Raw genomic sequence first — 23,965 nt, forward strand, 5'->3', positions numbered from 1 at the left:
CCTATACTTTAACTTGGATAAACGCTGGTAGTTTATATACATCAGCTTTGGTTAATTACATATTGGAAAATGTTCCATTAAGTTTTTTATTGAGTTTTTTGGCCCTTAATTTTATTGAGAAAAGTTTAGGTTCTTATATAAGGCATAGTCTAATGAAATTTAGCGAAATATCTAAAAATCCTCTCGATAAAAGATTGTACAGGTTCTTTGATGGCTGGACCGCTTTTATTACGGCGATGGTTTTGCTTGTGATCTTCGAAGGGATATTTAAATTCAATCCTCCTTTTAATCCTGGAGTATTTGTATATTTTCCTATCGTTTCAGGCGGAATATTTTTTTTAACCTTGTTCTTTTGTATTTTTACTAAAAGAATTTAATCCAGATCTGACGGATAAGTCATTAAAACTCAAACTAGTTCTAACTTCGTCCACGAAGGAAACAAGCCAAACGGGGTTATAAGAAATTTGCTAAGTAACGAAAGCGTAGTCTGTTTGGGAAAATCCGAGATTGTTAAACACTATTTTTAGGTCTTGCAGACCAATGCCAAATTCTAGTTTCTGGTTGATGAATAAGTCCTTTAGGGGGAGCTAAAATTACTGCCCTATAATATTGACTTCTAGTCTTGGTTTTAGTAATATTGTTCCACTCTATTAAATAGATTCAGATTAAATGCATCCTAATTTCTGTTTATAGAGTAAGTTCTTTTAAAAGTCAGTGCGGTTCGATTCTCCGGTGGTCGTTGACAGAGTGTCTATGAATTGTCGTAGCTACTCTGTCGGCGGTCACTAACCTATTCAATTTAGGAAGGGAGAAACAAGATGAAGACAGCTAAGAGCCTAAGTACGGATGGTCTCCTCAGAGAATATCGCTTTGCGGACTTTCTGTGTTCAGCACACGGGCGGTTCGCCTATGTTTGTCTGGGACAAGTGGGACCAGACAATACCTCGATCGTTTCAGTAGGCGACTGGGCTGGAGGAAGGCCGGATGAGTCATCTTCTCTGGCTCCCTTCATAGCTCACGGCAAGATGGGGGAACTCCTTTGGCATGGGAAGTCAGAGGGTCTCTCTCTTACGCCAGTACCTGACATCGGTCAGGTAGGGTTCGGTTGGATGGGCGGAGCGAGGTATGACTCGAATATAGTGGCTGTCAGCCAGTGGCGTCAAGAACATGATCGCCTCTTGGCTCTGATAGTCCTGTATTCCTTCCAATCCGACATCTACCTGCACCACGTCGGGTTTCGCCACAGCACTTTCGAAGACGCTCTGGCCGTTGCTGAGGCAAGAGGCGAATATCTCAGATTGCCGGCTGAGGATCATCAGCGGTGGTACCATCGCGTAGTAGGAGAACAAACCCCCCACAGGGCCTTTTATATAGAGGACCAGTTCTTCCCGGACGGACCCCAAACCCCTGCATTCCATTGGGACCTGGTTACTCGAGATCCAGAAGGATTCCTCACTTTCGTAGCTGAGGCTTACAATATGGAGCCAAAGCTCTGGGAAGCAGGGGAAAACGATCCCGTCGGGTTGGTTTGGATTACTGCCGAAAAGGACGGTTCCACCATGGGTGTCATGGCCCGCTCCAGATGGTGGGAGATTGAGGTTTAGTGACCGCACTGGCTGAAGGGAGGGGTGAGACATATTGCTTAGTAGCAATACTGAGTTTTGTGTCTCCCCTTCCCGAAGTCAATTTCTTTGAACCTTTTCTCACTAGCCTTTTTAAAAAGTCTGAAAGTAATCCTCTGCTATTTCAAAAAAATCTCATTCAGGGGTAATTTAATTGAAGGGGTTAGGTTTAATTTTAAAATTTCTCTCTGGGTTACCCATTTGTAGTCATCATGTTCTTTGCTCAATCTAATTTTTCCAGATCTTATTGAGGCTTCATTTATAACGATAATAAAGGTGATACCTTCGTAAGTGATTTCTGTAGAGATCCTGCTACTTATTTGTAGTGCCGGTTTCTTGATGTCAATTAGAAGTCCGGTTTCTTCAAAAACTTCCCGCTTTAAACTTTCATTTAACAATTCAAAAGAATCTAATTTGCCTCCAGGCAATTCCCATGTACCGGGGAATAAGCTTTTTACTGATCTCTTTAATACCAGATACTTGTTTTTATGTTTGATTAAGGCTCTGCCCACTATCTCAAGTTTCTTTTGTTTCTTAGGTTCGATGTATTTGTTAAATATATAATTTGAAATTGCCTTGTTTGATTCATGAGATAAGTCTAATTCTTGTGCTTGGAAAATATTGATCCACTGGAAGTCTGAGTGTTCTTTTTGATTAATTTTTACAGTGCCACTAATAAAATCGGCTGAGGTGGTGATTTCTAGATAAACAAAATCACTGTATTTTCCTTTTTCGGTGACAATGCGACTTTGACAAAAGTAATTATCGGAAGTTACCCTAATTACTATTTTTGCTTCCTCATACACTTTTTGTTCAATGGCGTCGTTGAGCGTTAATCTTTTAATTATTTTACCGCCCGGCAGTTCCCATTTATTTTTATTATAAAGCCGGGAAGGACTTCTTTTTAAAAGAATTATTTTATTAGATTCATTCAGTATTAAAGCTCGAACGGTTGTCAGCGTTTTATTGTTTTCCATGATGTTATTTTTTGAGCAGGAGAATTATTTTGCAGGCGTGAATGATTATATCATTTATGTTGTTCGGATTCTAATAAACAAGAAAAATTGGGTTTTTGGTAAAAGAAAAAGAGAAGGTAGTCTCGTTAAATTGCACTAGAAATTATTCAGTCTTATCTGGCTTTCTAAATTAGAAAAAATTTCGTATTTCTTTTTTTTATGATTTTTGTTATTATCTGTTCTTGTTAATATTTTTTAAGGTTTTCTTTTGGTCTCCTCGCGGTCTCCAAAGAAATTGCCGAAATAAGGAAAGGGGGTGAAAAATGAGTACTAAACTCTACGTTGGTAATCTCGATTACAGTGTTACCGGGGATCAGCTAGGAGAATTGTTTGCTCAAGCTGGTAAAGTTTTAAGCGCGGTTGTTATTAGCGATAAATATTCTGGTCGTTCTAAGGGCTTTGGCTTTGTAGAAATGAGTAGTGACGAAGAAGCCAAGAAAGCAATTGAAATGTTTAATGAAAAAGATCTTCAAGGACGGAATATGGTTGTTAATGAAGCTCGGCCCCAGAAAAGTTAAGTTTAATTAGCTTTGGATTTAAAAACTTCTTGATTTGAGCTAAGATTAGCTCTAACTTTTTCCGTGAAGAAGGACTAATTCTCTCCAATTTATTGGGTTGTTTGGTTTATGGTAAAATGGGACAGAATCTTTTTAATTAGAGAAAAGGTAGTTCAAAAGAAAGGGGGTGAGAAAGTGAAGAAGTTTTTACCAATTGTTATTATTGCCGTTGTTATTGTTGGCGGCGCGATTGTAGCTTACATGGTTCTCGGTAAAGGTGGTCTTTCTCTGCCTTCAGTGCCTGGTGAGATTAAAAAGGAATCAGGCGAAACAGGAGAGGAATTTGTCGGTAAGATTAAAGAAGTGGTCGCTCGGGGCGTACCCATGAAATGTACTTACACTCAAGGCGACAATACCGGAACTAGCTATATTAAGGGCAAGAATATTTACGGTGAGATGATGGCCCAGGGTAAACAAGGTTACGTAATTATGAAGGATAAGTGTATGTGGAGTTGGAATAAAGATGAAAGTCAAGGAGTCAAGATGTGTTTTGAAGAAGATATTTGGGAGACGTCTGAGGATTATGCTCAAGAAGGTCAAGCCAGTGTTGCTAGTGAAGCCGAATATCGTTGTCTGCCGGCCATTGTTTCTGACTCTCAGTTTGAGCCACCAGCCAATGTTAACTTTATGGATATGGATCAGTTAATGCAGGGAGTAGAAGAATAATGAAGAATCCTTTTAAGAGAACAAAGAAGAAAGTAGAGAAAAAGTCTCAGAAACAAGCCAAAAAAGAGGCAGAGCAAGAGGAAATTAAAAGACGCCTAAGAAATTTAGGTTATTGGTAGTTAAGGAAAGCGGATCCCTAATTCTCTTAAAGCCAGAGGGATAACGTCGGTAATCATTGGTTTCTTCAGTTTTATCTTTCGGTTGGCAAAAAAGACGCCTGGGACTTCAGTAACATCAAAAAGATGATCACCTTGCCACTTTTCGGTTCTTTTTTTGAAAACATCCTCAGGGGTGGCGCCCACAGCCGTTTCCCAGGAAGCTCGGTAGCCTTGATAATAGCCAATAATTAAGTCTGGTTCTTTACCTGGATAAAGATTTTTAATGACTTTTTGTTTGTTTTGCGGATTTTTAAGGGTCTTTAATTTCTGACTGATTTCTTTAATTAATTTTGATTTTTCTTTTCTGGTGACTGTTCCTTGGCCTTCACGGCCTTTAAGATTGAGATAAAGACTATTAAAACCAAGGGCATAAGCTTTGGTTTTTGACCAGTCAATGTTTTCTAGAATTTCTTTACCTGTTTGGCCTTTTTTTAAACTCAAATAACCTTGATCTCTTAACCAGGCGTTAAGATGAATTTCATAATTAAAAGCGCCAAAGCCATGGTCTGAAAGAACCAAGAAAAGATCATCTTGTTTAAGCTGTTTTTTAATTTGACCAACAATTCTATCCATTTTCTGATAATAATCAGTAATAATTTTCTTTTGACCCCAGCACATATGTTGGATGGCGTCAGTTGTTCCTAAATAGGCAACAAAAAGGCCGGTGGGGAAATTAGTTAGTTCACCTAAAATGATTTTTTTTCTTTCTTGAAGAAGGTCATCAGCTTGTTGGAGGAAGGTGGTTTGGTCAAAAATTCCCTCTTGAAAAGCCCAGGTGTCATGGGGTAAGCCTAGAGTTGAGAAATCACCATATTTTCGGGCGATTTTTCGAGAATAGTCTTTAGGGAAAGAAATGGCGTAGAGCGGATTTTGGGGATCAAGATTAATCGGACTAAGATAAAGCTTAATTTCTGGTTGAAGGGAATGAAGATAGAATTTAGCCAGACCAAAAACTTTTTTGAAAAAGCCAACCTTAAAGGCTAGTCTTAGCCAAGGAGAAAACTGGCCAACTTTAAGAGAAATTTTTTCTCCTTGAATTTCAATTTCCAAAGAATTTCTTTTGGTTTTAATGATTAAGGGAAGGCGACTGATTTTAGTTTCTTGAAGCGACTGGTATCTGGGTCCCTGGATCGTTGTTTGGATGATTTTCTTCTTTTCAATAAAAATGGCATTACCCCGCTTCAGTTTTTTTCTTGATTTTTTGCTGGTGTAAAGACAAAAACTGCCTTCGGTACCTGAAAGATCAGGTGTTCCCATGCCCGAAAGCATTTGACCGTTTAACTGGCTGGCTGGATAGGTATTAGGCAGAAAAAGAACTTTGGTGGCTAATTTTTGACTGGCTTGCCAAAAAGGTTTGGCTTGAATCGCGGGCTCCTTAGCTTCCATGGAGTAAGCAAGATAGGGTTGGTAGTTTTTGGCTTGACGCTTAACAAAATCAAAAAGATGGTGTTTTTCTGGATTGACGCCAGTTATAAAACTGGCCCAAGCCACGGGTGATTGCGGCGGAATAGTGGATTGGAGCTCTGAATAATAGCTTAATTGAGTCAGATGAGGTAATTTTTTCGCTTTGATGAGGGAATTAACAATTTTAGGCTCTAAACCGTCAATCCCTAAGATGACGACTCTTTTTTGGGCCATAATTTTTCGCGGATTTTTTTGACGATGTGTTTAAAACGGAGAAGGAAAAAACCAAAAATACCTAAGAAGAAAGCGAGAACCGCGGCTAAAATCGGCCCGATTGAAGTAGCAATTACTTGACCTGTTCCCAAATCAACATAACCAGCAAATAAAAAGGTTAAAAGGAACGCTGGTTCAAGCTTAAACATCAGACTAAGAATAATTGATTAAATTTGACAAATCAAGCCTCACTCCTTATATTGGGGATGATGAAAAGAGGACTTTTTTTTGGTTGCCTGCCCTTGTTGGCGGCTTTTTTAATTTTTGCCCCAAAAATCTATTCTCAGAATTCTCAAACAGAAGTGGTTCTTGATCGTCCTTTTGGAATTGAACGTCTGGAGAATGGCCATTTTTTAATTGCTGATGGTGGTGGTCAAGATTGGACGAATCAGGGTAGCGAAATTATTGAGGTTGATCAACAAGGCAAGGTGGTTTGGTCCTATCAAGACGAATTAGTTTTCGCCCATAGCGCTGAACCGTTAGTTAATGGCAATTTCCTAATTGCTGATACGACTAATGATCGTTTGCTGGAGATTAATCGAGATAAAGAAGTCGTTTGGTCTTCAGAAAGTTGGCCCAATGGAAAATTAGTTGATGACACTCGTTTAGATTATCCCAATGATGCTGAAGAAATTGCCAATGGTCATTTTTTAGTTACCGATCGAAATCATGACCGAGTTTTGGAAATTGATCGTTCAGGAATGATTTATTGGCAGAAAAAGCAGTTAAATCAACCTCATAACGCCGACCGTTTAGCCAATGGTAACACCCTAATTAGTGATTCAGAGAATGATCAGGTAATTGAGGTTAATAGTGCTGGTCAGGTAGTTTGGTCTTATAAGGGAGAAGAAGACAATCCTCTTTATTGGCCACGGGACGTTGATCAATTGGAAAACGGTCATTATTTAATTACTGATGCTCGTCATCATCGGGTGATTGAGGTGACAACTGATGGTGAGATAGTGTGGGAGTATGCCGACTTTTTAAGTTTTCCTTATGAAGCCGATCGTTTAGCCAATGGTAACACTCTGATTAGTGATTCTTCTCACGCTCGGGTGATTGAAGTGACGCCTGAAGGTAAAATTGTTTGGGAATTCAGGAATGCTTCGGAGAGAAAGGATGATACTAATTTTTTAGGTAGCTTTGAAAAAGATAAAGATGGTGATGATTGGCCCGATAATTGGATTCGGGGAAATCTTTTAGCTGAAGGGCAGGGAACTTTTGGTTGGGAAAAAAATGTTTTTAAAGATGGCCAGCGGAGTGCTCGGATCGATTACGATGGTACCGGTCAGATTTTTTGGCACCAATATTATCCAGTCAAACCAGGCAGCAAATATGATTTGATTGGCTTTATTAAAAGTCAGGATTTAGATGGTTTTGCTCGTTTTGAAGTTGTTTTTGTTGATGAATTAGGTGGTCAGGTAGGTTTGACTGCCAGAACGCCAGATCATCAACGGACGACCAAATGGACGCGCTACGAAACCATTTTTACTCCCCCAGAAAAAGCGATCGCCGCTGATATTTGGTGTTTAGTTGAGGGTAGCGGGACGGTTTGGTTCGATGAAATTAGTCTTAAACAAGTAGGCTGGCAAAGAATTCTAGGAATTAAGTTATCTCTAGGAATTATTGTTGGCGGCGTAATAATTGCCTTAATCCTTAATAAATTAATCAAATAATGAAAAAAAATTTACTAACCGGTTTGGTGACAGGGAGTTTGATTGGTATGGCTTTTGGTTGCCAACAATCGACTTCAATTCTTTTGTCTTCTTTCCATGACTTAGCGGTTTTTCCTTTAACTTCTTTAATCGCGATTGCTTTTATTCTTTTTCTCCACGCTGTCTTTTTCGCTCTTTTAGGCGTGATTTTTGCTTTAATTTTTGGTTGGCTAATAAAAAAGAAGCCAAAAAAATCTAATTGGCTGATTCCTGCTAACTTAGGTTTTCTGATTGGCTTGGTGGTTTTTATTTTCCTTTTTGGTCGTCTCCAAAGCGTTTTTCAAAAGAAAATAATATTCGGTTTGGTTATAACAATGGCTAGTTTAAGTGGTGCTTTTTTTGGTTTTCTCTTCTTTACTCTGGTTGTTTTTTTAGAAAAAAAGAAAAAAATTTGGTTAAGGGTTCGCCAAGTCTTCGCCGGATTTTCTTTATTTCTTTTTGTGGGTTTAAGTTTTTTGGTTCTTGGCTTGACCGTTAATCATTTTTTTAACGGGTTACCTGGTTTGCCCAAAAAAGCCAAAATTAATCAGGTAGCCACTTCAGAAAAGCCGAATATTGTTTTATTAACGATTGATGCCCAGCGGGCTGACCATCTTGGCGCCTATGGTTATCAGTCAAGAGTTACTCCTCAGCTTGACCAAATTGCTGAACAGGGGGTTGTTTTTGAACAAATGTTTGTCAATGCACCCTGGACTTTGCCTTCTTTAGCTTCAATGGTTTCCTCGCGTTTACCCACGGAATTAAAAATTAGTGTCGACAATCTATCTTTTGGCGAGATTGAAAGAACCAATCGTTTAACCAATCAGGTTGAAACCATTGCCGAGAGAATGCAAACCTTAGGTTATAATACCCAAGCGATTCTAACTAATGAACTTCTTTCTGTACCTCGGGGTTTTGATCAGGGTTTTGATGGCTTTGTCAATCTTGAAAAACTCATGCCCTATCACTATCAGTTTCATTTTAAGAACATGGCTTTAACTCTCCTTCTTAATCGAATCCCCGGCGTCGAGAAAAGATTAGCCAATTATTACACTTTTCTGGTAGGTCCCTCTGGGCTCAAACAGTTTGAGACTCGGGCTTGGGAAATTAATCGTTGGGCCTTACCTTGGCTAGAAGACTTCCAGGACAAGCGTTTTTTTCTCTGGCTTCATTATATTGATCCCCATGCTCCTTACGATCCAGGGCCTGATTACAGTCCTGACCTTAAGGAAATTAGTCGGAGTCGAGAGCAAGAATTGCGAAAAGCGAGTGCTTATCAGCCAGATAAAATTCGCTGGCGAGAAATTGATAAACAGGCTCTAGTCGAACTTTATGATGGTGATGTCAGCTTGGTTGATGCCGCTATCGGTCAGGTTTGGGAAAAGTTGGACCAATTAGATCTGATGGAAAAGACAGTTTTAATTATTTCGGCTGATCACGGTGAGGAACTTTGGGATCATGGTGGTTTGGGTCATGGTCTGACTTTTTATCAGGAGACAATCAAGATTCCCTTGATTATTGTTGGTCCAGGAATTGAACCGAGAAAAGTTTATCAGAATGTTTCTTTGATTGATATTTTTCCAACCATCATTGATTTAATAGGTGAAAGAATTCCCAGCGAAGCAAAAGGTAGAAGTCTTAAACCTTTGATTGAAGGTCAATTTCTGCCTGATAAGGAAATTCTTTCTGAAGGAACGGGTCGGGGGACTGAAAAAAGAGCTATTATTTTAGGGGATTACAAATTAATCCATGATTTTTTTACCGGTGAAGATCAGCTTTTTAATATTAGAACTGATTTAAATGATAAGTTTGATTTAGCCAGGACCAATCCAAGAGTTGTTAGTCAGTTAAAGGAAAAACTCTTGAGTTTGGTTGATCAGTTAAGAGAAAACCGTCAAGAAATTTTTCAGGAAGCTGAGCCAGCCGGGCCACCTCTGGGCGATGTGGTTGGCTATTAAAATTCCCGATTAATTTGTTATAGTAGAAATAATGAAGAGAAGAGAAGGCCTAACAATGATTGAATTGTTGGTTGTGATAACGGTTTTAGGCCTCTTGTTTATTCTGGTAGCCGTTAACGCTCCCCCTCAATTAAAAAAAGCCAGGGATGCCCATCGCAAAGCAGATCTTCAGTTAATTAAAGTGGCTCTTTATGATTATTATTTTGATTATGATTGCTTTCCTCAGGAATTACCTAAGTGTGGTGAGGACTTTGGTTTAGAAGGTGAGCCTTATTTAAAAAATTTTCCCTGCGATCCTAAGGGAATAGGTTACGGCTATGAAGTTGAAGATGAAGAATGTAGCCAGTGGTTCAAAATCTTGACGAATTTGGAGAATATTCAAGACTCTGGGATTGATAAAGTTGGTTGTCGAAATGGTTGCGGGCCAGAGTGTAAATATAACTATGGTTTGGCGAGTACTAATATTCGGGTGAATAAGGATTGTGTACTTTACTATGCTTGTGCTCCTGGTAGTGGAGCAGAAGGTGGATGTGTTGAATTTGAGGATCCTCTTATCAGTCAATGTCCTCAAGTTTTTGAGAATGACTCGGCTTGTGGCGGGGTTGATTGTAGCGCCAAAGCTAACAAATGTCATGACTCAAGAGGAAAAAGAATTCCTGATTAAAAAAAAGACTCTTGACAAATATTTTCCCTAGCTGTAAACTCCTACCTTGATAGTAGGAGTTACTTATTTAAAGAAAAATGTTTGGTTTAACTAAAAAGACTGATTATGGTTTGGAATTAATGATTGCCTTGGCAAAAAATTATGGTCAAGGTCCAATCGCCTTGCGGCAAATTGCTAAACAGAAAAAACTACCTTTTAAGTACCTAGAACAGGTAATTGTGCCTTTACGGGAAGCTGGCTTGATTGAGGCCAAACAAGGCAAAGGTGGCGGTTATTTTTTAAAGAAACAGCCTCAAAAGGTTTCCGTTGCCGAGATAGTTGAGATTTTGGAGGGACCAGTGGAGATTGGGGCTTGTTTTGGTTGTCCTAAGGCGATGATTTGTGGCCAAAAGGATGTTTGGACTGAAGTCGGTGATAAAGTGAGAGAAACAATTGAAGGTAAAACTTTGAAGGATTTAATCAAATGAAAAAAGTTTATCTTGATTACGCGGCGACGACGCCTGTTGATTCCAGGGTTTTACAGAGAATGCTTCCTTATTTTAAAGAGAAATTTGGCAATCCTTCCTCGGTTCACTCCTGGGGACGAGAGGCAAGAGAAGCAGTTGAGTCAGCTCGTAGTCAGGTATCCCAGGTATTAGGTTGTCAAACTTCAGAAATCTTTTTTACGGGAACAACCACCACCAGTGGTAATTTAGCTATTCAAGGCGTCGCTCGAGCCGCGAAAAAAAGAGGTAAAGGCAATCAGATTATTACTTCTGCCATTGAACATCATGGGGTTTTGGACGTTTGTCGAGCTTTGGAAAAAGAAGGTTTTAAACTGATGGTTATTCCGGTTGATAAACACGGAATGGTTAATCCCAAAGACGTGGAAAAAGCAATAAATCAAGAAACTGTTTTGATTACCATTATGTATGCCAATAATGAGATGGGTACGATTCAACCAATTAAAGAAATTAGTCGTTTAGTCAGAAAAAGTAATCTTCCTTTTCATACCGATGCGGCGGCGGTCATTGATTATCTTGATTTTAAGGTTAAGAATTTAGGGGTGGATTTAATGACCTTTGGCGCCCATAAGTTTGGCGGTCCCAAGGGTGTTGGTGTCTTGTATCTTAGAAAGGGGATTGAAATTGAACCAATTACTTTTGGTGGTCATCATGAGAAGGGTTTATGGCCTGGAACCGAAGCCGTTCCTTTAATTATTGGCTTAGGTGAGGCAATTAAAATTGCTGACAAGGAAAAAAAGGACGCTGTTAAGCAAGTGACCAAGCTTGGAAACAGATTGATCAAGGGAGTTTTAGCCAACGTTCCTAATGCTCAATTAACTGGTCATCCAACCAAGAGGTTGCCTGATATTGCTTCTTTTGTGATTAAAGGGGCTGAAGGCGAGGCCATGCTTTTAGAATTGTCGGATCAAGGCATTGCCGCTTCTTCAGGTTCAGCTTGTACTTCGGGTATCCTAGAACCCTCCCATGTTTTGACGGCCATGGGTATTCCGGTAGAGGAAGCTCATGGTTCTTTACGTTTTTCTTTAGGTAAAGAAACAACTCAAGAGGAAGTTGATTATGTGATTAAAATTTTACCAATCATTGTTAAAAAATTAAGGAGAATGGCACCAAAAGGAGTTTAAAAATGGCTGATTTCGGCAATCTTTATCCAAGTCTTTATTCTGAAAAGGTGATGAAACACATTCGTCATCCCCAGAATCTGGGAGAAATTAAAAATCCTGATGGCATGGGGACCGAGGGTAATCCGGTTTGTGGTGATGTCATGCGCTTGTTTATTAAAGTAGGGAAAAAGAAAGATCAAGAATATATTAAGGACATCAAATTTCAAACCTTAGGTTGTGGGGCGGCGATTGCTAGCTCAAGCATGTTAACCATCATGGTTAAGGGTAAAACTCTTGCTGAAGCCCAAAAGATGACCAGGCAATCAATTGCCAAGGCTTTAGGTGGTTTGCCGCCTGCCAAGATTCATTGTTCAGTTTTGGCGGCCGCGGCTTTGAAAAAGGCAATTAAGGATTATCAGCAAAAGAAAAAATAATCTATCTTTCAATCAATTCTGGCTGGGAATAGTTTTGAATATAAATTTCTTTGAATTCACTTTTAACTAATTTGTCTCTTTGAAAAGTAAAGATTCCAATCAAGCCTTTTTTGGTGGCTTCAGACCACGGCTGGTCAAAGACAAAATTGCCTAGGGAATAAACAATTTTGCCGTCGTGGTAATCTTCTATTTTTTGGCTAACATGAGGGTGATGACCTAAGATTAAATTAGCGCCGGCGTCAATGACTTGATGAGCTAATTCGATTTGTTTTAAAGAGGGTTCTGGAGCATATTCGATTCCCCAATGAAAGGAAACAATCAGAATGGCTACTTTATCTTTTTCTTTGGCAACCTGTTCAATAATTTTTTCTTTTTGGTAGCCTGAAGTAAGGTTAAAACCTAGAAAACCGATTTTTGTTCCCCGAATTTCTTTGATAATAAAATTCTTTTCGGGCCCAAGAAAATCAATTTTACTTTCAGAAAGGAGATTTTGGGTTAAATTTAATCCCTCATTCCCGTAGTTTCTAATATGATTATTGGTTAAATTAGCAATATCAATCCCAGCTAAAAGTAAACCTTCAATTACTTTTAGATCAGCACAGAAAATCATTCCTTCATTAGTCGTTGGGCAATCAGAATAAAAAGGTGACTCCAGATTAATAAAGGTTAAGTCAGCTGATTTGAGTAGGGAAGCGGTTTTTAAAAAGGGATAAGTGAAATCGTTTAAAGAGCGCATCTTGGCATTAACGCTCCGGCCAAGCATGACGTCACCAACGGCGATCAACGTAATCGCTTCTTCTTTTTCTCTTAAAAGAAGGCCGAAAAGAGATTGAGGAAAAGTGTTTTTAGTTAATTCGGTTTTATTTAGAAAGAGGCCAGAATTAAACAAAAGAAAGATGAGAATTAAAAACAAGATGAGGAAACTAATAAATTTTGCTTTCATCAAGAATATTGTACAATGAAATAGAGGAAAGTTTTGATAGGAAGGGGGGTGAAAGAAAATGAAAATTAAGAAAAAAGACTGGAGGACTCTTTCTCAAGTTTTAATGGTCGGTTCGGCTCTTTCGGTTTTGGCTGCCACTTGGGGTTTTCTTTATCAAGATCTTATTTTAGCTTCAACTCAGTGGTTATTAGTCGCCGTCGTTTTAGCGGCCTTTGGTCTTTACGCTCGAATCGAAGCTTGAATGGCAAGAATGAAGAAGTTATGATGAAGAGAGATGATATTTGTTAATTTTAAGACCTACCAAGAAGGCACAGGTAAAGAAGCCGTTAAATTGGCTAAGATTTGCCAGGCGGTGGAAAGGAAAACTTCGGTTAAAGTTATTCCTCTTGTTCAGTCAGTTGACCTTTTTTCCTTATCAAGTCAAGGTTTTCCAGTTTGGTCCCAGCACCTTGATGATATTGGCTTTGGGTCCAATACTGGCCAGATTTTACCTCAAGCCATAGTGGCAGCTGGGGCTAAAGGCACTCTCTTGAATCATTCAGAATGCAAACTGCCTGTCGAAGTGGTCAAAGAGACAATTAGACGCTGTCGCGCTTTAAAATTAAAAGTTTTAGTTTGTGCGGATAATCTCGAAGAAGCTCAGGCGATTCTCGAGGCCAGGCCAGATTTTCTAGCTTATGAACCGCCCGAATTTATTGGTAGTCAGACGGATTCAGTTGCTTCAACTAAACCTGAGGTGATTAAAGATTTTACTGAAGCTATAAAAGGAATCCCGGTTTTAGTAGGGGCGGGAATCCATTCGCAGAAAGATGTTAAAATCGCTTTAAAACTAGGGGCTAAAGGGATTTTGGTGGCTACTGACGTCGTTTTGGCAGAAAAACCAGAAGAAGAATTACTCGATTTAGTTGGAGGTTTTAAATGAAAAACCAATACAAAATTTGTGTTAGTGGTGGTGAATCAGGAAAAAATGCTGAAGGTGCTTATCCTTTAGCCCGGGTTGTTGGTCGAGAAATTGCTAAGAAAGGTCATGTTTTAGTGACCGGGGCGACTTCAGGAGTACCTTATGAGGCGGCTAAGGCGGCTAAAAAAGCGAGGGGGAATAATATTGGTTTTTCGCCGGCCGGAAGTGAAGCCGAACACAAAAATAAATATCATCTGCCCATGGACCCTAAAGTCTTTGATCATATTATTTATGCTGAGTTTGGTTATACTGGCAGGAATCTTTTAATGGTTCGGAGTAGTGATGCCACGATTATTATTGATGGTCGAATTGGGACCCTGAATGAATTTACGGCCGCTTTTGAAGAAAACGAAATCGTCGGAATTTTGGAAGGTTCAGGGGGAGTGGCCGACGAAATTAGACGAATCCTTGAGGTAGCTAAAAAAGGCAAAAGAAAAGTAATTTTTGACCGAGATCCGGTTAAGTTAGTTGAAAAGGTAATTGCAAAGATAAAAGAAGACAAAGCTAAGAAAAAATGAAACTGCCCAGCGTTAAAGATCTTAATCTGGTTGAGAAAACAGTTCTCTTTCGAGCTGATTATGATGTTCCTTTAGGCCAAGATAGTCGAGTAGTTGATGTCACTAGAATTGAAGACTCCATTCCAACCCTTAATTATTTATTTTCCCAAAGGGCAAAAGTGATTGGCTTGGCCCATCTTGATCGTCCTGGAGGGAAAGTGGTTAAAGGTTTGAGCTTAAAGCCGGTGGCCGAAAAATTAAGTTTGCTTTTAGGTAAAGAAGTTCGTTTATCAGCCGAAGTTTTAGGGGAAAAGACCAAAAGAGCGGTTAAGGAACTGAAACCCAAAGAAATCTTGCTCTTAGAAAATTTGCGTTTTGATGCTCGGGAGATGAGGAATGATAAGGGGTTTGCTAAAAGATTAGCCTCATTAGGCGAAATTTACATTAATAATGCTTTTGCCGTTTCTCACCGTCAACACGTTTCGATTGTCGGTATTCCCCGCTATTTACCCTCAGCCGCTGGTTTAGATTTAGTTGAAGAGGTAGAGACTTTAACTAAGGTTCTCCAAAACCCACGCCGACCCGTGGTCGTTATTTTGGGTGGAGTTAAATACAGTAAAATTGAAGCGGCCAGGAAAATGATTGGTTGGGCTGATTCTATTTTGGTTGGCGGAAAATTGGTTATTTATAATGGCTTCCCAAAATTAGTAAAAAAAGAAAAAGTTAGTGGTGACTTGAAGCGTGATGGTGAAGATATTACCGAAGCTTCGATTAAAGAATTTGAAAAAATAATTAGAAAGGCCGGAACAATTATTTGGAGTGGGCCGATGGGTGCTTTTGAAAAGGAAGAATATAATCAAGGGACGAAACGGATTGCTCAGGCAGTGGTTAAAAGCAGGGCTTATACGGTGATTGGCGGTGGCGATACTGAGGCGGCTTTAACTAAATTTGGTTTAGTAGACAAGATTGATTATATTTCTTCTGGAGGGGGCGCGATGTTGGAATTTTTAGCAGAAGGGACCTTACCAGGAGTTGAAGCAATTAAAAAAGAGAGGCAAGAATGATCAGATTGGCGATTAATGGTTTTGGCCGGATTGGCCGAGTCACTTTTCGGGCCGCCAGGAACCATTATAAAAACAGGATTAAAATTGTCGCCATCAACACTTCAGGGAGTATGGATGTCCGAGGTTGGGCTCATATGTTGAAGTATGATTCAGTTTATGGCCAATTTAGAGAAAATTTTGAGTTTGAAGCGAAAAATAAAGGTGATGAAATTGGCGGCTTGATTTTTGGCAAAGAGAGAATTCCAATTTTAGCCCAGCCCGATCCCGCTAAAATTCCTTGGGATAAGCATCGGGTTGACGTTGTTATTGAAGCCACCGGTATTTTTACTAAGGGAATTGATGCTAAAAAGCATATTCAGGCAGGGGCCCAAAAGGTGATCATTTCCGCTCCTTCGGAAGACACGCCCTCTTTTGTCGTTGGCGTTAATGAAGAAAAATATCGGGGTAGTGTGGTCAATAATGCCTCTTGTACAACCAATTGTGTTGCCCCTGTCACCAAAATAATTTGGGAGAATTTGGGGATTGAAAAGGGGATGATGAGTACGATTCACGCTTATACGGCTAACCAGGAATTAGTTGACGGTTCAGGTAAAAGCCTACGGCGGGCAAGAGCGGCAGCGCTTAATATTGTGCCTACAACTACTGGGGCGGCTCGAGCTACAGTTCGGGTTATTCCCGAGATCTCTGGTCTTTTTGATGGTATGGCTTATCGAGTCCCAGTAGCCTGTGGTTCCATTGCTGATTTTGTTTTTTTGGTAACTAAGAGAACGACAATTGAGGAAGTGAATCAGATTTTTAAGAAGGCGGCTAAGGGTAAATACAAGGGCATTGTCGAGGTAACCGAAGAACCTCTAGTTTCAACTGATATTCTTGGTTCAACCGCTTCGGCCATTATTGATCTTAATCTGACTCAGGTGGTGGATCATGATTTGGTTAAGGTTGTCGCTTGGTATGACAATGAATGGGGTTATTGTTGTCGCTTACTTGATGAAGCTATTTTAGTGGGAGGCAATAAGAAATGAGAAAAAAGGATTTAGCCTGGTGCCTTGATTTGGCTAACCATCATCCTGAGGCGACGCCGGCAACGATTAAAGCCCTTTGTCAAGCGGTCAAAAAATATCAACTTCATGCGGCTTTTGTTAATCCCTGCTATGTTTCTTTAGCCAAAGAGATAATGGCTGACGGAGTCGTAGGCACGGTGATTGCTTTTCCCTTAGGTCAAGAAACCCAAAATATAAAAGTCTTGACAGCCATTGAGGCGGCTAAGAAAGGGGCTGATGAGCTTGATGTCTCGATGAATGTCGGTTTGTTTAAGGCGGGTAAGGAGGATCAGGTCTTAGCCGAAATGGAAGCGGTGATTGCGGCCGCTAAAAATATTAAAGGTAATACTTTAATAAAATTTATTATTGAGACCAGTTTATTGACTGAGAGTGAAATTAAAAAAGCGAGCGAGATCGTCTTTAAATCTGGAGCAGACTTTATTAAAACCAATTCAGGTTGGGGATCAAGAGGCGCAAGCTTGGAAGATGTCGGGTTAATCAGGAGCGTAGTTGGGGAGAAAATAAAAATCAAGGTAGCTGGAGGAATCAATACTTATAAACAGGCGGTTGCCTTTCTTGAAAAAGGAGCCGATCGAATTGGCACCTCTAAAGCAGTGGCGATTATTAAAGGAGCGAAAAAATGAATGTCCAAGAAATTTTGAACCTGGCTAAAAGCGGTGGTTATGCTTTAGGATCTTTCAATGCTGGTGATTTGGAAATTATTAAGGGCGTAATTCAGGCTGGAGTTGAACTTAAGTCACCCCTTCTTATTGAAGCTTCACCTGGGGAAATAAAATTCTTTGGTCACCAGAATTTTGATTGTGTGGTTGAAAATTTCAAAAAAGAAACAGGCTTGCCGATTTTAACCAACCTTGATCATTCTTTGGGTTTAGAAGAAGCTCAAGAAGGGATTGAGTCGGGTTTTGATTTGATTCATTTTGATGGTTCTGATTTGGCTTATGAGGAAAACATTAAAATTACCAAGATGATTGTTCAACAAGCACACGAAAAAGGAATTCTGGTTGAGGGTGAATTTGATAAGATTTTAGGCACCTCAGCCCCGCATCAAGAAGAGCCTGAATCGGTTCAAGCCAGTGGTAGTTATACTGACCCAGAAAAAGCGGCTGAATTTGTTAGCCAAACAGGTGTCGATATTTTGGCGGTTTTTATTGGCAATCTTCATGGAACCTATAAGCAGCCCCCAAAACTTGATTTGGAACGTTTGAGAATGATTGCCGAGAAATTACCTTGTTTCCTTTCTCTTCACGGTGGTTCCGGTTTACTTGAGGAGGATATTAAACAAGCAATTAATCTTGGCAAGGTTGTCAAAATTAATGTCAATACCGAACTACGGGTAGCTTACCGGGAGACTTTGGAAAACGTTTTAAAAGGTTCAGAAGAGGTTGCCATTTACAAGATTATGCCACCGGTTATTGCTGCCGTTCAGAAAGTGGTTGAGGAAAAAATTAGGCTTTTTGGTTCAGAAGGTAAGGCAACCACGCCCACCACTGAAGACCAAACTAATCAATTATGAAATTCGACACCATCTCCTTCGGCTCTGCTGTTCTTGACGTTTTCCTGACTTCGTCGGATATTAAGGTGATCCGATCAACTGAATTTTTTACCAACAAAGCGATTGCTGTTCCCTATGGTACTAAATCAGAAGTAGAAAGACTGGTGATTTGTTCTGGTGGAGGAGGGACCAATACGGCCGTTGGTTTTTCTCGCTTGGGATTGAAGGCGGCGGTGGTCGCTCGGAGCGGCTGGGATTTTGCTGGGAAAATCATTCGCCAAGAGATTAAAAAAGAAGGGGTCGATGACCAGTTTTTGGTTCAAATTGAGGGTGAAGAAACTGACTATTCGACCATTCTTGTTTCTCCAGATGGCGATCGGACAATTCTGGTTTATCGTGGTGGCACCCGCTTAGATAAGAAGATAATTGATTTCAAAAAACTTAATGCTTTTTGGTTTTATCTATCTTCTTTGGAAGGTAATTTAGCTTTAATTGAGGAATTAACTAGTTATGCCAAGAAAAATAGTATTAAAATGGCCGTTAATCCGGGCAGAAAAGAATTAGAGCAGAAAAAAAAGTTTTTAAAAATTGCCCAGGATTTTGATATTTTAATCCTTAATCGAGAGGAAGCGGCCAAGCTTCTAGGGGTGACGATTGTTGATGATAAAGTTTTTGATAAAGCTTGTTTAACTTTACCTAAAGTGATGGTGGTAACCACCGAAGGTTCCAAGGGAGCCCATGTTTGTGTCCCTCAAAAAGGTAAATTAATTACTGATGGCTTTAAAATGAAAGTGGTTGAAGTCACTGGCGCCGGTGATGGTTTTGGCGCCGGTTTAATTGCCGGTTTGGCTAAAGGTTGGGATTTAGAAAAAGCGCTAAAATTGGGGGTTTCTAATGGAGCGGCAGCCGTCACCCAATTTGGGGCGAAAGCCGGTCTAATTAGAGAAAAGGAAATAGATTTTTGGCTTAATAAAAAACTCAACTATCATTGGGAAAAAGGCTAGTTTTGCACATCTCTATTACTCAGATATTTTCTTGAAAATTTCCCCTGAACAAAACCCGAAAACTTTGGTAAAATATAACTGATGGTTAAAATCAAAGAAAGGCTTTGTCGGACTATTCTTTCCCCTAGTAAATTACCGGGTTGTGATTATGTGATTAATCCTTATGTTGGCTGTCTTCATAATTGTGTTTGGTGTTATGCTCGCTATATGAAGCGATACACCGGTCATGATAACGAAGACTGGGGTTCTTTTGTTGACGCTAAAATCAATGCCCCTGAAGTTTTAATTAAGGATATTAGACGACTGAGAAGCAAGCCAACAATCTTTCTTTCATCAGTTTGCGATCCCTATCAACCAATCGAAGTAAAGTACAAATTAACCCGCCAATGTTTAGAGATTCTTTCTCAATTTAATTTCCCAGTTAGCATCTTGACTCAGTCAAAATTAGTGGTTCGCGACATTGATTTGTTCAAAAAGTTCAAAGAGATTGAAGTAGGGATGAGTTTTATCACCATGGATGAAAGAGCCACCCGAATTTTTCAACCCAGGGTGGCCTTACCTAAGGAAAGAGTTGAAGCCTTAAAAAAATTGCATCAGGCAGATGTGGCTACCTATATTCATCTTGGTCCAATCCTGCCTTACTTTACTGATTTTGAAGCGATTTTTAAAGTGACTCATCGTTATCTTGATACGGCTATGGGTGAAACCTTGAATACTCGGGGAGAAAATTGGACAGCCTTAATTAATCTTCTAAAAAAACATTATCCTCAGTTTTTGCCTCTTTTTAAAAAAGAAAAATTTAAAAATTCTGATTATCTTGGCCAGGTGGGAGTTGATTTTGAAAAGGTAGCTAAAAAATTTAAAATAAAAGTGTCAGGAGTTTATCACCATGCCTAGAATTGGTAAAGTTTCTTGGGGGGAAGTCAAGATTGATGGTCGAAACTATCATCAAGTGTTGATTTTTGGTGATCAGGTGATTGAGAGAAGAAGCGATAAATTACATGAGCTTTTTGGTACCACTCACCAAATAGGCGATTGGGAGAAAGAAAAACTTCTCTCTGGCAATCCGGAAATCATTCTGGTGGCTACTGGTTGGAGTGGCTTGGTTAGGTTAGATGATGGTTTTAAAAAAGAACTGGAAAAAAGAAAGATTGAATTACAAACAACGCTTACTCCTGGAGTGGTGAAGCGCTATAATCAATTGATCAAAGAAGGCAAACGAGTTAATGCTTTAATTCATACTACTTGTTAAAATGATTTTTAAACCTAAAAGCGAACAGCAAGCCCTTCCTGGTATTAAGCCAATCAAAAAACAAGAAAGAAAAGAGCATCGTGGCGAGGGGAGAAAAGCGATCATTGTTTTGTTTATTGTGACGGTTTTAGCCAGTGTTCTTTTCTATCTTCAGGCAGAGGCTCCTAAGATTTGGGAAAAAATTACGGCGCCCAAAGTTATTTCCCGTCTACCGAAAGGACATTTTAATCCTGATCAGACTATAATCCAGCTTAAGGAATTAACCCAAGATTTATCAGGGACTTATGGCATTTATGTCTATCGGTTTAAAGATGGCTATAATTACGGTTTAAACCAAGAGAAGGTTTTTCCAGCGGCTTCTCTAAATAAACTGCCGGTGATGATTGCTGCTTATCAACAAGCAGAAGAAGGTAAAGTTAATTTAGAAACTAAATATACTCTCAAAGAAGAAGATAAGGTTCAAGGAGCCGGTCTTCTCCAATCAGAACTAGCAGGCAGTCAGTATACTTATCGACAACTGATCGAGTATATGGCCCAACATTCAGACAATACCGCTTTTAAAATTATGCGTCAGGTTACTAAAGAGGAAATAATAGAAAAAATAACACCCGAGGAAGTTGGCTTGTTGTTTAAGCGACTTTATGAGGGTGAACTGATTAATCAAGAAAATACTGATGAACTCCTTCAGTTTTTAACGGAAACTGATTTTGAAGATCGTTTGCCCCAGGGTGTTCCTGAGAATATTCGTGTTGCTCATAAAATTGGAACTTTAACCGGTGTTTATTCTGATGCTGGCATAATTTTTGCTGAACCCCCATTTGTTTTAGTGATAATGACTGAGGACGCGCGTGAGTCTGAAGCTTTAGAGGTTTTGCCCCAAATTACTCAGATTGTTTGGGATTTTGAGACTGCTCTTTGATTTCCTTTATTTTTTCTGGATCACAATGAGTTTTTGGTTCGGTTCCAGGTAAAAATAACTCCTGTTTGCCGCCACAGCCTTCGCAAGGTAAAGTGCCGGTTGTCGGGCAGATTTCCACTTGAATCAGTTCCTCGGGTCTAGGAAATTCTTGATCAGGTATTTTTCTAAGCAAGTTATCCATGATTTGGTTCCAAATCGGTGAAGCGCCAGTAATCCCTGAAGCGACATAACTCATTGGCGTATTATCGTTATTGCCTACCCAAACAGCAACCAAATAATCAGGGGTGTAGCCAATTGTCCAGTTGTCTCTCATATTTTGGGTTGTACCAGTTTTGACGGCAACATGAGGATGATTGGGAATATTGAGAACCGAATTAGTACCAAAAGCCGGTGTCCGAGCTGCGTTATCAGCGAGAATATCAGTTAGAAGATAGGCAACATTAGGTGCCAGAACTCTCTGGGCTTTCAACCTTTGGTTTTGTTTTAATGTTTCTCCTTTATAATTCCTTACTTCTAAGATCGGATTAAGATCAACCCTCATGCCTAAATTAGCGAGTGTACCGTAAACAACCGCCAAATCAATCATTTTAATCTCACCCCCACCCAAAGTCAGTGAGAGGCCAAATCTCGAAGGATCCTCCCAAGTAGTGATCCCCATTTCTTGGCCACGTTTAATCATTCTCTCGACCCCAAAAGCAGATAAAACTTTAACGGCAGGGACATTATAAGAAGAAGCAAGAGCAATACGAAGAGGGACGTTGCCATGGAAGCGATGATCATAATTTTGAGGAGAGTAAGGCGGCTGGCCGGGTATCTGGTAGGTAATCGGTGTATCAGGGATAATGGTTGCCGGTGTGAAACCGTTTTCTAGAGCGATTGAGTAGTTAACCGGTTTAATAGCCGAACCAGGTTGACGGGGACGAAGGGTGACATTGACGTTGCCGTCATTCTCGGAATCAAAATAATCTTGAGAGCCAACCATCGCTAAGATTTCTCCTGTTTGGGGATTGGTGACTAAAACCGCCCCGTTAGTGATGTAAAACCGGCCGAGTTTAGTTACTTCATCTCTGACGATTTTTTGAGCTTGATTTTGAATGTCTAGATCAAGTGAAGTAATAACCTCTAAACCGCCTTCTTCTACTTGTCTGAGGCCATATTGATCAACTAATAATTCTTTAAGATACATGACAAAGTGAGGCGCTTTGATATCAGTTTTCTGGGGAGCAAATTTTAACTCTTGCTCTCGGGCTTGGGCGAATTCCTTCTCATCAATAAAACCTTCTTCTTTCATTCTCCTCAAGACAGTCAGTTGACGAGATTTAGCTAGTTCCGGATAAGCACCGAAAGGAGAGAAAGTTGTGGGGGAAACAGGTAAGCCAGCTAAGAGAGCCGACTCGGCTAAGTTGAGATTTCTGACGGATTTACCGAAATACATTTGGGCTGCTTCTTCGATTCCGTAGGCGGCACCACCATAGCCAACTTCATTGAAATACATTTGAAGAATTTCGTCTTTGGAGAATTTTGATTCAACCCAAAGAGCCAGGATAATTTCCTTAATTTTTCGCTGCAAGGTTCTCTCTGGTGTCAAAAGGGCATTCTTGACTAACTGTTGGGTAATGGTCGAACCACCATAAAGTTTTCTTGAACGGAGATTAGCGAGAAAGGCCCGAATAATGCCTTTAGGAGAAAGGCCGTGGTGATGATAAAACTCAGCGTCTTCAATCGCAATGGTTGCTTGGACTAAAGACAAGGGAATATCTAAAAGGGGAACAAGAGTTCGGTTTTGATTGTGATAGATTTTATACAAAAGTTCGCCATGGCGATCATAAATTTTAGTAGAAACGATTTGGTCTCGAGTCATCAAACGCTGAGGTTGGGGTAGATCTTTAAAGATGATAAAGAAAAATGAGATAGAAAAGAGAATCAATAAACAAAAACTCAGAAAAAAAGCGAACCATTTTTTTGATGGTCTGGGAAGATGAAAACGCGGTAGATGAATTTTAGGCAATTTAATTTCAATTCGGTAAAGGAGTAGAGAGAAGAGATGTTGGCATAGACTTTTAGCGAAGAGGAAGAAGTAACTACTAATAAAAACAAGAGTGAGCAAGAGCCAATAAAAAGGTTTACCAATTAATTTGATAATTAAACCTAACCAACTGATTAGGTTTAATTCCTTGATTTTGCCAAAAAAACCCGGGGCAGCTTTCTGCTTGGATCGAAGTTTCTTGGCGGTATAGATAGTGCCTGTCCTTTTAACCGCCATCATTGCTATTTTACCTTATTTTAAGGCTGAGGTGAAGGAGAAGTTTGAGAAGGAAGAGGTAGGTAAGGACTGATAATCATTGCTTCGGTTGGTGGAATACAGTCAAGGCAATAGGGAGCGCCGAGAGGATCATAAATAACCTGGTGTTCTTGGAGTTCTCGATTTTCCGGCGGAGTTTTCTCATTAGCCATTTGGCCGGTAGTTTTATCGATTTCGATAAAAGTTTTTAAATTCTCGGTTTCTGAGGGAACCATTCCCTCAATAAAATATTCAAAACGGGTTTCGCAAGGGGAATCAGGATTAGGCATTTTTCCAGATAAAACACAAACATTAGCGCCAACCACGCCTTCAGGTTTCATTGGCCATTCTTGCTCCATATCCTTTAAGGCATAGGTCATAATTTGGTTCCAAATCGGCGAGGCGCCGGTAATCCCTGAGGCGACATAGCTCATTGGAG

28 protein-coding genes are annotated in these 23,965 nt (G+C 39.8%); 21 read left to right on the forward strand and 7 right to left on the reverse strand.

Annotated elements, in window-relative coordinates:
* The coding region (locus VMY36_03260; GenBank protein ID HUV42890.1) for a hypothetical protein at window positions 1–377 on the forward strand (377 nt) is incomplete at its 5' end.
* A gap of 675 nt (window positions 378–1,052) precedes the next feature.
* Here the strand turns inward: VMY36_03260 and VMY36_03265 are convergent.
* Window positions 1,053–1,418, reverse strand: coding sequence for a hypothetical protein (locus VMY36_03265; protein HUV42891.1), 366 nt, complete (start codon window positions 1,416–1,418; stop codon window positions 1,053–1,055).
* 60 nt (window positions 1,419–1,478) lie between these two features.
* Between VMY36_03265 and VMY36_03270 the strand changes: the two genes are divergently transcribed.
* On the forward strand, window positions 1,479–1,604 hold the full coding sequence (locus VMY36_03270) for a hypothetical protein (GenBank protein HUV42892.1): 126 nt from the start codon (window positions 1,479–1,481) through the stop codon (window positions 1,602–1,604).
* 137 nt (window positions 1,605–1,741) lie between these two features.
* Here VMY36_03270 and VMY36_03275 read toward each other — a convergent pair whose 3' ends face one another.
* The gene (locus VMY36_03275; protein ID HUV42893.1) at window positions 1,742–2,599 is read right to left on the reverse strand and encodes an NUDIX domain-containing protein; all 858 of its coding nucleotides are present in this window, start codon (window positions 2,597–2,599) and stop codon (window positions 1,742–1,744) included.
* A 302-nt stretch (window positions 2,600–2,901) separates the two neighbouring features.
* Between VMY36_03275 and VMY36_03280 the strand changes: the two genes are divergently transcribed.
* Window positions 2,902–3,156, forward strand: a complete 255-nt coding sequence (locus VMY36_03280; GenBank protein ID HUV42894.1) for an RNA-binding protein — start codon at window positions 2,902–2,904, stop codon at window positions 3,154–3,156.
* A 108-nt stretch (window positions 3,157–3,264) separates the two neighbouring features.
* Window positions 3,265–3,861 carry a hypothetical protein gene (locus VMY36_03285; GenBank protein HUV42895.1) on the forward strand — a complete coding sequence of 199 codons (597 nt, stop codon included), beginning with the start codon at window positions 3,265–3,267 and terminating at the stop codon, window positions 3,859–3,861.
* 119 nt (window positions 3,862–3,980) lie between these two features.
* Here VMY36_03285 and VMY36_03290 read toward each other — a convergent pair whose 3' ends face one another.
* Together VMY36_03290 and VMY36_03295 are read right to left on the reverse strand one after the other, a co-directional pair.
* Window positions 3,981–5,657, reverse strand: coding sequence for an alkaline phosphatase family protein (locus tag VMY36_03290; GenBank protein HUV42896.1), 1,677 nt, complete (start codon window positions 5,655–5,657; stop codon window positions 3,981–3,983).
* A complete protein-coding gene (locus VMY36_03295) occupies window positions 5,630–5,845 on the reverse strand; it encodes a hypothetical protein (GenBank protein HUV42897.1) in 216 nt (71 codons plus the stop codon). The genes VMY36_03290 and VMY36_03295 overlap by 28 nt, the downstream gene beginning before the upstream one ends.
* 60 nt (window positions 5,846–5,905) lie before the next feature.
* Here VMY36_03295 and VMY36_03300 point away from each other — a divergent pair, with 60 nt between their 5' ends.
* The 6 genes from VMY36_03300 to VMY36_03325 all read left to right on the forward strand — a co-directional run bounded on the left by VMY36_03300 (window position 5,906) and on the right by VMY36_03325 (window position 12,052).
* Window positions 5,906–7,372: a PQQ-binding-like beta-propeller repeat protein gene (locus VMY36_03300; protein ID HUV42898.1), complete on the forward strand. Its 1,467-nt coding sequence runs from the start codon at window positions 5,906–5,908 to the stop codon at window positions 7,370–7,372.
* Window positions 7,372–9,348 carry a sulfatase-like hydrolase/transferase gene (locus tag VMY36_03305; GenBank protein HUV42899.1) on the forward strand — a complete coding sequence of 659 codons (1,977 nt, stop codon included), beginning with the start codon at window positions 7,372–7,374 and terminating at the stop codon, window positions 9,346–9,348. The genes VMY36_03300 and VMY36_03305 overlap by 1 nt, the downstream gene beginning before the upstream one ends.
* A 31-nt stretch (window positions 9,349–9,379) precedes the next feature.
* Entirely contained in the window at window positions 9,380–10,012 is a 633-nt protein-coding gene (locus tag VMY36_03310) for a prepilin-type N-terminal cleavage/methylation domain-containing protein (protein ID HUV42900.1), read from the forward strand.
* Window positions 10,013–10,089: 77 nt separating this feature from the next.
* Window positions 10,090–10,479, forward strand: coding sequence for an Rrf2 family transcriptional regulator (locus tag VMY36_03315; GenBank protein HUV42901.1), 390 nt, complete (start codon window positions 10,090–10,092; stop codon window positions 10,477–10,479).
* Complete coding sequence (locus VMY36_03320; GenBank protein HUV42902.1) at window positions 10,476–11,639, forward strand: cysteine desulfurase family protein; 1,164 nt, start codon at window positions 10,476–10,478, stop codon at window positions 11,637–11,639. Before VMY36_03315 ends, VMY36_03320 begins: the two co-directional genes overlap by 4 nt.
* A gap of 2 nt (window positions 11,640–11,641) precedes the next feature.
* On the forward strand, window positions 11,642–12,052 hold the full coding sequence (locus VMY36_03325) for an iron-sulfur cluster assembly scaffold protein (protein ID HUV42903.1): 411 nt from the start codon (window positions 11,642–11,644) through the stop codon (window positions 12,050–12,052).
* 1 nt (window position 12,053) lies between these two features.
* On the opposite strand, the gene VMY36_03330 is transcribed toward VMY36_03325, so the two are convergent.
* The gene (locus VMY36_03330; protein HUV42904.1) at window positions 12,054–12,995 is read right to left on the reverse strand and encodes a CapA family protein; all 942 of its coding nucleotides are present in this window, start codon (window positions 12,993–12,995) and stop codon (window positions 12,054–12,056) included.
* Between the two features lie 58 nt (window positions 12,996–13,053).
* Here VMY36_03330 and VMY36_03335 point away from each other — a divergent pair, with 58 nt between their 5' ends.
* The 11 genes from VMY36_03335 to VMY36_03385 all read left to right on the forward strand — a co-directional run bounded on the left by VMY36_03335 (window position 13,054) and on the right by VMY36_03385 (window position 21,245).
* Window positions 13,054–13,236, forward strand: a complete 183-nt coding sequence (locus VMY36_03335; protein ID HUV42905.1) for a hypothetical protein — start codon at window positions 13,054–13,056, stop codon at window positions 13,234–13,236.
* A 33-nt stretch (window positions 13,237–13,269) separates the two neighbouring features.
* Window positions 13,270–13,917, forward strand: a complete 648-nt coding sequence (locus VMY36_03340; protein HUV42906.1) for a triose-phosphate isomerase — start codon at window positions 13,270–13,272, stop codon at window positions 13,915–13,917.
* Entirely contained in the window at window positions 13,914–14,474 is a 561-nt protein-coding gene (locus tag VMY36_03345) for a hypothetical protein (protein ID HUV42907.1), read from the forward strand. Before VMY36_03340 ends, VMY36_03345 begins: the two co-directional genes overlap by 4 nt.
* On the forward strand, window positions 14,471–15,517 hold the full coding sequence (gene pgk / locus VMY36_03350; GenBank protein HUV42908.1) for a phosphoglycerate kinase: 1,047 nt from the start codon (window positions 14,471–14,473) through the stop codon (window positions 15,515–15,517). The genes VMY36_03345 and pgk overlap by 4 nt, the downstream gene beginning before the upstream one ends.
* Window positions 15,514–16,539 carry a type I glyceraldehyde-3-phosphate dehydrogenase gene (gene gap, locus VMY36_03355; protein HUV42909.1) on the forward strand — a complete coding sequence of 342 codons (1,026 nt, stop codon included), beginning with the start codon at window positions 15,514–15,516 and terminating at the stop codon, window positions 16,537–16,539. The genes pgk and gap overlap by 4 nt, the downstream gene beginning before the upstream one ends.
* Window positions 16,536–17,201, forward strand: coding sequence for a deoxyribose-phosphate aldolase (gene deoC / locus VMY36_03360; protein ID HUV42910.1), 666 nt, complete (start codon window positions 16,536–16,538; stop codon window positions 17,199–17,201). The genes gap and deoC overlap by 4 nt, the downstream gene beginning before the upstream one ends.
* Complete coding sequence (locus tag VMY36_03365; protein ID HUV42911.1) at window positions 17,198–18,091, forward strand: class II fructose-bisphosphate aldolase; 894 nt, start codon at window positions 17,198–17,200, stop codon at window positions 18,089–18,091. Before deoC ends, VMY36_03365 begins: the two co-directional genes overlap by 4 nt.
* A complete protein-coding gene (locus tag VMY36_03370; protein HUV42912.1) occupies window positions 18,088–19,074 on the forward strand; it encodes a carbohydrate kinase family protein in 987 nt (328 codons plus the stop codon). The genes VMY36_03365 and VMY36_03370 overlap by 4 nt, the downstream gene beginning before the upstream one ends.
* An 81-nt stretch (window positions 19,075–19,155) precedes the next feature.
* Window positions 19,156–19,971, forward strand: coding sequence for a radical SAM protein (locus tag VMY36_03375; GenBank protein HUV42913.1), 816 nt, complete (start codon window positions 19,156–19,158; stop codon window positions 19,969–19,971).
* Window positions 19,964–20,326, forward strand: a complete 363-nt coding sequence (locus VMY36_03380; protein ID HUV42914.1) for an MTH938/NDUFAF3 family protein — start codon at window positions 19,964–19,966, stop codon at window positions 20,324–20,326. Before VMY36_03375 ends, VMY36_03380 begins: the two co-directional genes overlap by 8 nt.
* 1 nt (window position 20,327) lies before the next feature.
* Window positions 20,328–21,245 (forward strand): serine hydrolase, encoded by a 918-nt coding sequence (locus VMY36_03385; protein HUV42915.1) that lies wholly within the window; start codon window positions 20,328–20,330, stop codon window positions 21,243–21,245.
* Here the strand turns inward: VMY36_03385 and pbpC are convergent.
* Together pbpC and VMY36_03395 are read right to left on the reverse strand one after the other, a co-directional pair.
* Entirely contained in the window at window positions 21,208–23,511 is a 2,304-nt protein-coding gene (gene pbpC / locus VMY36_03390; protein ID HUV42916.1) for a penicillin-binding protein 1C, read from the reverse strand. The genes VMY36_03385 and pbpC overlap by 38 nt on opposite strands.
* A 17-nt stretch (window positions 23,512–23,528) precedes the next feature.
* On the reverse strand, window positions 23,529–23,965 hold a 437-nt coding region (locus VMY36_03395), incomplete at its 5' end, for a hypothetical protein (GenBank protein ID HUV42917.1).

The organism is Patescibacteria group bacterium, assembly GCA_035529375.1.
In the GTDB taxonomy this organism is placed as follows: Bacteria; Patescibacteriota; Microgenomatia; order PFEM01; family JAHIFH01; genus DATKWU01.